Here is a 6,735-nt window from a genome sequence, read left to right as displayed (position 1 = left end):
CCTACCACCGCCGCAGACGACAGGACCGCCTCGGCAGATTGACCCCCATTGAATTCGAGACCATCATCAACCACGAGGCCCCTCAGGCCGCGTGACTAACCCTGTCACCTATCCGTGCACCAGGCCCTCTGATCGCGCACTGGGTACCTGGACTGCGAGCCGAACCAGTTACCCAACCTGCAACCTGCACCGCGGTGCGGAACCCGACGGCATGAAACTACAAGAGAGCCCACAGAAAAAGCCCGCCGCCTGCTTTCGCAGGGGCGGGCTTCTTGTTCTGCTCCCCCAACTGGACTCGAACCAGTAACCGTTCGATTAACAGTCGAATGCTCTGCCAATTGAGCTATGGGGGATTGCTCTGGCTCTCGTTCAGCGCCGTGAGCGCATCACTTGAACCGAGGACAGACTCTAGCGCATGCCGCCGCCGGACAACAAAACGGCAGGTCAACGAGGAGACAGCTGCGGCAGTTGGTTCCGATATCCGGAACCAACTGCCGCAGATCCTACGAGCTCAGTGACCGGCCACGACGTCGGATTCGTCGACCTCCACCGGAGTCCGCGCTCCGGGCAGTAACCAGTAGGCCAGGCACACGACGCCGAAGAACAGGTAGCCGAGCGACACCTCCGGCGCGGCCGCCCACGACACCTCGGGTGCGTGGATGAGCCCGATGAAGGACAGCACCGCCCCCACCGCCGCGGCGATGGCCGCGAAGTGGAACTTCTTCTCCAGGATGAAGGTGACGATCGTGCCGAGGATGAGGCCGACGAGGACCGCGCCCTCGCCCAGCGTCTTGAGTCCCTCGTAGATCACGCCGGCGCCGTTCATCGCTTCCATGCCCACCTCGTCGACGGTCGTACCCGCTGCCGACAACGCGTTGTCGATGAGTCCCCGACCCCACTCCGCCAGGTTCGGCAGCAGCGCCGCGACCACCGCGACCGCGTGCAGACGCGGCACGGCCTGAAAGGCCTGCGCGCCTATCAGCAGACCGATGAAGAGCAGGATCGGCACGATCGCGGGCACAGGCAGCAGGTAGTTCAGCACCCCGAACAGACCGAGGAAACACAGCACACCGATCGCGACGCCACTGGCCAGCGAGTAGCTCGCGCGGCCGCCGGCGTCCTTCCATCCCGGGTGCCCGATGTACACGGCCGGCGGGAACGGCGAACCGAACGCCGCACCGATGCACGCCCCGGCACCGTCGGCGAGCAGCACGCTGCGCAGGTTGTAGTTGTCCCCCGCCGCCGCAGCGGACTCCACGTTGCTCATCGCCTCCGTGAAGTTGTAGACGCCCAGCGGTATCGCGGTGCCAAGAAGTGGCGCGAGATCACCGAGACCGTTGAACAGCAGGTCGAAGCGCTGATCCGGGATGCCGACCGCGATGTCCTCGACTGCCGCGGTGAGGTCCGGCACCGACATGAACCCGCCGGCCCAGCCGATCGCCGTACCGACGAGCAACGCGGCAAGTCCGACGGGCACGTTGCCCGGCAGCTTCACATCGGTGAAGAAGCCGATGAGGATGATCGCGAGCACCGGCAGACCGATCCACGCGGCCTCCCAGATCTGCCCTGCCGGACGCATCGAGATGAAGGTGATCGATATACCGGCCAGGGTGCCGAGCATCGCTGCACGCGGCGTCAGCTTGCGGACATAGGGTCCGACGAACGCGCCGATCATCACGATGACGCCGATCATGAACGCCCACGCCAGACCGGCCTGCCAGCCTGGATGGCGTCCTTGGTGTTCAGATACACGGGCAGCATCACGACGAACACCACGATGAACATGTGCGGCACACTCGGCCCGTACGGCAGGGCCGTCACATCGTCGCGTCCCTCCCGCGCGGCGAGGCCTCGTGCCAGGAACGTGTAGTACAGGTTGCCGAGGATCAGGCGACGCCCAGCGCGGGCAGAACCGTGCCGAGGACGTTGCCGGGACTGAGGCCGATCACGCCGATCATCAAGCCGGTCAACGTGAGGACGTTGACCAGGATGTTGAAGCCGAGACCGAAGAAGGCGTTGGTGTCTCCGCGCGTCCACCAGGCGACCTTCGTCGTCGGAGTCGGTGACGGCGGGTCGGTGGTCGGAGCTGGATCGGTGGTGGCGCTCATGAATTCCTCCGGGCTACTGGGGGTTGGTGGGGAAAACGAGACGCCGATGTCTCGACTGGATGAGTGGTCGATGTCAGACGGCGGGTTCCGCGGGCGCCCGCTCTTTCAGCAGCGGGATGATCGCGGCGCCGGGAGCGGTCCAGCCGAAGATGCCGCCCTGCGCGGCGATCATCTCCAGACCCACACGCTGGAACCCGGGGAAATACGAACCGACGCAATCGGATACGACGACGCATTCGAAGCCGCGGTCGTTGGCCTCACGCGTGGTGGTGTGGACGCACACCTCGGTGGTCACGCCGGTCACGAGCAACTGGGTGATCTGGTTGTCGGCCAGCACCTTCGACAGTTCCGTCGCATAGAACGCACCCTTGCCGGGCTTGTCGATGACAACCTCGGTGTCGAGCGGCGCGAGTTCGTCGACGATGTCGTGCCCGTACTCGCCGCGGATCAGGATGCGCCCGAACGCACCCGGGTCGCCGATCCGCTTCGACGGCGCACCGCGGTGGAGCTTGGCCGGTGGACAATCCGACAGGTCCGGCAGATGCCCTTCCCTGGTGTGGATGACGAGCATCCCGGCTGCCCGCGCCGCATCGAGCAGCGCCGCAAGGGGTTCGACGACGCGCTGCAACTGCGCGACGTCGTTGCCGAGTGCTTCGCCGAAACCGCCCGGCAACAGGAAGTCTCGCTGCATGTCGATGATGATCAGTGCGGTGTGGTCCAGATCGAGTTCGATCGGACCGGGTAGTGCCTCGAGGGTGACGGTCTCGGACATCGGGTGGCCTCCCGGGCGGGTGGTTGTCGGGTTTCAGGACGCTGGCAGCGTGGTCGGGGTACGGGCAGCGCTGGATGACATGGACCGGTCACGCGGCTCGTCGAGCAGTGCGGCCGCCAGGTGGAGCACGGTGTCGTCGGTGAGCGCGGCCCCGAGGAGCATCGCGCTGTGCGGCCGCCCATCGGAGGTCACGCCCTGGGGAACCGCGATCCCGGTGAGGTCGAGGAGGTTTCCGAAATGCGTGTAGTGGCCGAGCATGGTGTTGGTCGCGATCGGCTGCGCCAGAACCTCGTCGACGGTGAAGGTCCGCCCGATCGTCGGCACCACGAGGACGTCGGTCCCCAACCAGATGCGTCCGACCTCGGCTTTGAGCTCCCGCAATCTCTGCAGCGCAGCGAAAGCGTGAACGGCCGTGTACTTCTCGCCGCTGCGGAGAATGTCGCGGACCACAGGGTGGATCTCGTCGGGCTTCGCGGCGAGGAAGTCCCCGAACACGACGAGCCGCTCGGCGACCCACGGACCCGAGTACAGGAGCTCCCCTGCTGCCAGGAACGGTGCCAGGGAGACGTCGACGATCTCGACCCCGCCCGGTAACCCCAGATGCTTCAGGCGGTTTCGGAACGCCAGATGCGCATCCCGCATGGCGTCGTCGCCGAAGAACTCCAACTCCTCCACCGGCGGGAGACCGATCGTGATCGTCGACCCGTCGAATCCGGGCCCCCGGTCGCGCGACCACGGATCGGCGTCGTCGCGGCCCATCATCACGCTCATGACGCGGTCCATGTCGTCGACGGTCGCGGTCATCGCCGTGATGCAGTCCAGGGATTTGCACGCCGGAACCAGCCCCACGGTGCTGATCAGTCCGCGCGACGGCTTGTATCCGATGATGCCGTTGAGCGCGGCGGGCACGCGTCCCGAGCCGGCGGTGTCGGTGGCGACGGCGAAGGGCACGTCGCCGAGTGCAACTGCGAGCGCCGAGCCGGAACTCGAACCGCCGGAGATCATCTCGTGGCCGTAGACCCCGCGCGGCATCGTGTACGGGGTTCGTGTGCCGTTGAGGCCGGTGGCGAACTGATCGAGGTTGGTCTTGCCGATGTAGAGGGCTCCGGCGTCGAGCAGACGCTGCACAACGGGCGCGGTGGCGTCGGGCGTGTACGCGTAGCCGGGGCACGAGAGCGTGGTCGGGACGCCGGCCACGTCGATGGAGTCCTTGACGCCGAACGGGACTCCGTACAGCGGTAGATCGCGTGCGCCGGGTCGGTTCTCGAGTTCCGCGGCCGCGGCGAGAACCTCGTCGCGCGGCACCGTCGACAGCCAGATTCCGTCGTCACCCCGCGCCTCGATGGCGTCGAGGACCACGCGCGCGGTGCGGGACGGAGACCCGCTGCCGTGCAGGTGCGAGTCGAGGATCTCGGCAACCGTGGGACCTGTGGTAGGCCCGCCTGAAAGAGTCATACCGTCGATTGTCGACAGAATAATGGCGTCTGCGGAACGTGCGTGTGTCGATTGTGTTAGCAGGTCAGTGAGGGTGCTTGTGCTCTGCGGTCGCCGACACCAAATCCAGATAGTGGAGGTGGCCGTGATCATGGAGGGCGCTGATCGCCGCCGCGGCGTCGTTGCGTTCGAGCGCGTCGAGGATTGCCTGGTGCCGGTTGAACCCGTCGTCGGGTCCGTGGTGGTCGGCGGTCTCGGTCCGGAGGTTGACCGCCATCGGCAGCTGGAGCTTCAGCAGGATCGGCTCGAGGGTGATGTCGAGCTGCCGGTTCCCGGCGAGTCCGACGACCGCTGCGTGAAACCGACGGTGGGCGTCGTCGCGTGCGAGATCGTCTGGGGCACGGCGCATCGCGTCGATCGCCGCACGAAGAGGTGCGAGCTGCGACTCCGGATCGGTCAACGGCAGGGCGGCCTCGACGGCGTACCGCTCGAGCACCTGACGCAGCTCGAACAGCTGCAGGATGTCCCGACGCGACCACTCCGCGACCCGGACCCCACGACGCGGCTGATGCTCGACGAGCCCCTGCTGCGCGAGCAGCCGCAACGCCTCACGCACGGGAGCCCGGCTGATCCCGAGGTCGGCGCACAGCGTCTCCTCGACGATCTTCTGTCCCGGCGCCAGGTCGCCACTGAGGATGGCGTCCCGGATACGGCGGCCGGCCACGTCGACAAGGCTCTCCGGCAGCTCGCCGCCACCGTGGGACCCCTCCCCGACCGTCATCCGCACACTCTCCCATCGCGCCGTGTCCGATTTCGGCCAGTGTAGCGCCGTCGACTGTCGACCGTTTTCCGCCGCAGTTGGCTGCAGTGCCCCATCCCCGGTGCGGTAATCTCCTCCCGCGGGCCGGGTGCCCGCACGGGGAGTTAGCTCAGTTGGTTAGAGCCGTCGACTCATAATCGATTGGTCGCGGGTTCAAGTCCCGCACTCCCCACCACCAGACGACGATCAGTCGCCGGCGATCGCCTCGCGCAGCGCCGCGGTCACGGCGTCCGGGTTGTCGACGTTCATCAGGTGCCCGGCATCCGGGATCACCCGATAGGTCACGTCCGACAGGCCGTCGACGATCATCTTCGCCGCTTTCTCCGGACACAGCGCGTCTCGGTCTGCGGCGATGACGTCGACATGCTGCCGGATCTCGGACAGCCTCGGCGTCAGGGGCTCCTCGCGCACTCCCGCCATCGCGCGGGCCGCGTTCGCGTAGCCGGCACCGTCCCCGACCGCCTCGAGCCTCCCGGCCGTGATCTCGTCGACGCGATCGTGAGCGGACACCAGACCGGCGACGGTATCGTCGCGCATCGCGGTGCGGAACTCGTCGCTCGAGGTGTCGGCGGCTTGATCGGCGCGCTGCTTGTAGAACTCGGCCGCGGCTCGTCCCACCACCGAGGACGTACCGAGGACGATGGCGCGGCTCACCAGATCCGGCCGTTCGGCAGCGGCCCAGAGCACGATCGTCCCGCCGGCGGAGAAGCCGACGACGATCGCGGGACCGGTCACCGTCTCGAGGAACCCCACGAGATCCCGTCCGAGCTGATCCAGGGTCCCCTCGGCCTCCCCGACCGTCGTCGAACCGAAGCCGCGAAGGTCGTAGGCGTAGGTGTGCAGGTCGGCCAGGTCGCGCTGCGTGTGCGTCCAGCTACGGCTGTCCTCGCCCAGTCCGTGCACCAGAACAATTGGCGCTGAGGAGGATTCGCCGCCCCCCTGTTCCGAGTAGCTCACCGTGAGATCGCCGATCGACACCGTCGTCATGAATCCAGCCTCTCACACCGCGCGACACCCGACCCCGCTCACCTCTCGACGCGGCACCAGAACTCGGCCTCGCCGGGGATACGCGTCAGCCGCACCTCCCCGCCGCCGGGTCGATCGAAGACCCGGACCCCGTCGCCCAGGAAGACCGGGACGTGGAAGATGAGGACCTCGTCGAGCAGTCCGGCGTCGATCATCTGGCGTGCGACGTCGGCGCCGATGACGGTGACGTACGCGTCGCCCGCCAGGCGCCGTGCTTCCTCCACGGCGCGGTCCAGGTCGGTGACGAAGGTGACGCCCTCCACCGGCTCGGCGGGCGGGTTGTGCGTGAGAACCACTGTCGGCCCCAGGAATTCACCCTCGAAGGCGCCTTCGCGATCGGTGCCCTTGTTGGGGTCGTCGCCCCGGAAGCTCCGATTACCCACCAGCAGCGAGCCGGTCCCCTCCCGGAGGCGCAGAGCTGCTGTGCTGTCGCCGCCCTCGGCTGCGTCCTCGCCGAAGAATCGGGTCAGCCAGGACATGTCGCCGCCGGGACCGGCGATGAAGCCGTCGAGCGATGCTGATGCCGAGTAGATCGTCGTCGCCATGTGATGTTCTCCGTTCAGACGTGGTCGATG

The 6,735-nt window shown here is 67.2% G+C and carries 5 protein-coding genes, 2 tRNA genes and 1 pseudogene; 1 reads left to right on the top strand and 7 read right to left on the bottom strand.

What is annotated here, in order from left to right:
- Window positions 1-280: 280 nt before the first annotated feature.
- The 5 genes and pseudogenes from BJF87_RS09545 to BJF87_RS09525 all read right to left on the bottom strand — a co-directional run bounded on the left by BJF87_RS09545 (window position 281) and on the right by BJF87_RS09525 (window position 5,095).
- Window positions 281-353, bottom strand: a tRNA-Asn gene (locus BJF87_RS09545).
- A 158-nt stretch (window positions 354-511) separates the two neighbouring features.
- A pseudogene (locus BJF87_RS09540) lies at window positions 512-2,108 on the bottom strand (regulator).
- A 73-nt stretch (window positions 2,109-2,181) separates the two neighbouring features.
- Entirely contained in the window at window positions 2,182-2,880 is a 699-nt protein-coding gene (locus tag BJF87_RS09535; protein ID WP_035752748.1) for a cysteine hydrolase family protein, read from the bottom strand.
- A gap of 33 nt (window positions 2,881-2,913) precedes the next feature.
- Window positions 2,914-4,335 (bottom strand): allophanate hydrolase, encoded by a 1,422-nt coding sequence (locus BJF87_RS09530; RefSeq protein ID WP_035752750.1) that lies wholly within the window; start codon window positions 4,333-4,335, stop codon window positions 2,914-2,916.
- Between the two features lie 64 nt (window positions 4,336-4,399).
- Window positions 4,400-5,095, bottom strand: coding sequence for a GntR family transcriptional regulator (locus BJF87_RS09525; RefSeq protein WP_035752752.1), 696 nt, complete (start codon window positions 5,093-5,095; stop codon window positions 4,400-4,402).
- A gap of 137 nt (window positions 5,096-5,232) precedes the next feature.
- Here BJF87_RS09525 and BJF87_RS09520 point away from each other — a divergent pair.
- A tRNA-Ile gene (locus BJF87_RS09520) sits at window positions 5,233-5,309 on the top strand.
- 11 nt (window positions 5,310-5,320) lie between these two features.
- On the opposite strand, the gene BJF87_RS09515 is transcribed toward BJF87_RS09520, so the two are convergent.
- The gene (locus tag BJF87_RS09515) at window positions 5,321-6,121 is read right to left on the bottom strand and encodes an alpha/beta fold hydrolase (RefSeq protein ID WP_075862987.1); all 801 of its coding nucleotides are present in this window, start codon (window positions 6,119-6,121) and stop codon (window positions 5,321-5,323) included.
- A gap of 38 nt (window positions 6,122-6,159) precedes the next feature.
- Window positions 6,160-6,705: a dihydrofolate reductase family protein gene (locus BJF87_RS09510; RefSeq protein ID WP_035751317.1), complete on the bottom strand. Its 546-nt coding sequence runs from the start codon at window positions 6,703-6,705 to the stop codon at window positions 6,160-6,162.
- Window positions 6,706-6,735 lie beyond the last annotated feature (30 nt).

Origin of the sequence: Gordonia sp. CNJ-863 (genome assembly GCF_001942325.1) — a bacterium.
Classification (GTDB): Bacteria; Actinomycetota; Actinomycetes; order Mycobacteriales; family Mycobacteriaceae; genus Gordonia; species Gordonia alkanivorans.
Note: the sequence above shows the minus strand (reverse complement) of the source record. Positions and strands in the feature narration are given on the sequence as shown.

Excerpts from the sequence above, each read along its gene's own strand:
- BJF87_RS09535 (WP_035752748.1), bottom strand. The coding sequence starts at position 2,880 with ATGTCCGAGACCGTCACCCTCGAGGCACTACCCGGTCCGATCGAACTC.
- BJF87_RS09530 (WP_035752750.1), bottom strand. The coding sequence starts at position 4,335 with ATGACTCTTTCAGGCGGGCCTACCACAGGTCCCACGGTTGCCGAGATC.
- BJF87_RS09525 (WP_035752752.1), bottom strand. The coding sequence starts at position 5,095 with ATGACGGTCGGGGAGGGGTCCCACGGTGGCGGCGAGCTGCCGGAGAGC.
- BJF87_RS09515 (WP_075862987.1), bottom strand. The coding sequence starts at position 6,121 with ATGACGACGGTGTCGATCGGCGATCTCACGGTGAGCTACTCGGAACAG.
- BJF87_RS09510 (WP_035751317.1), bottom strand. The coding sequence starts at position 6,705 with ATGGCGACGACGATCTACTCGGCATCAGCATCGCTCGACGGCTTCATC.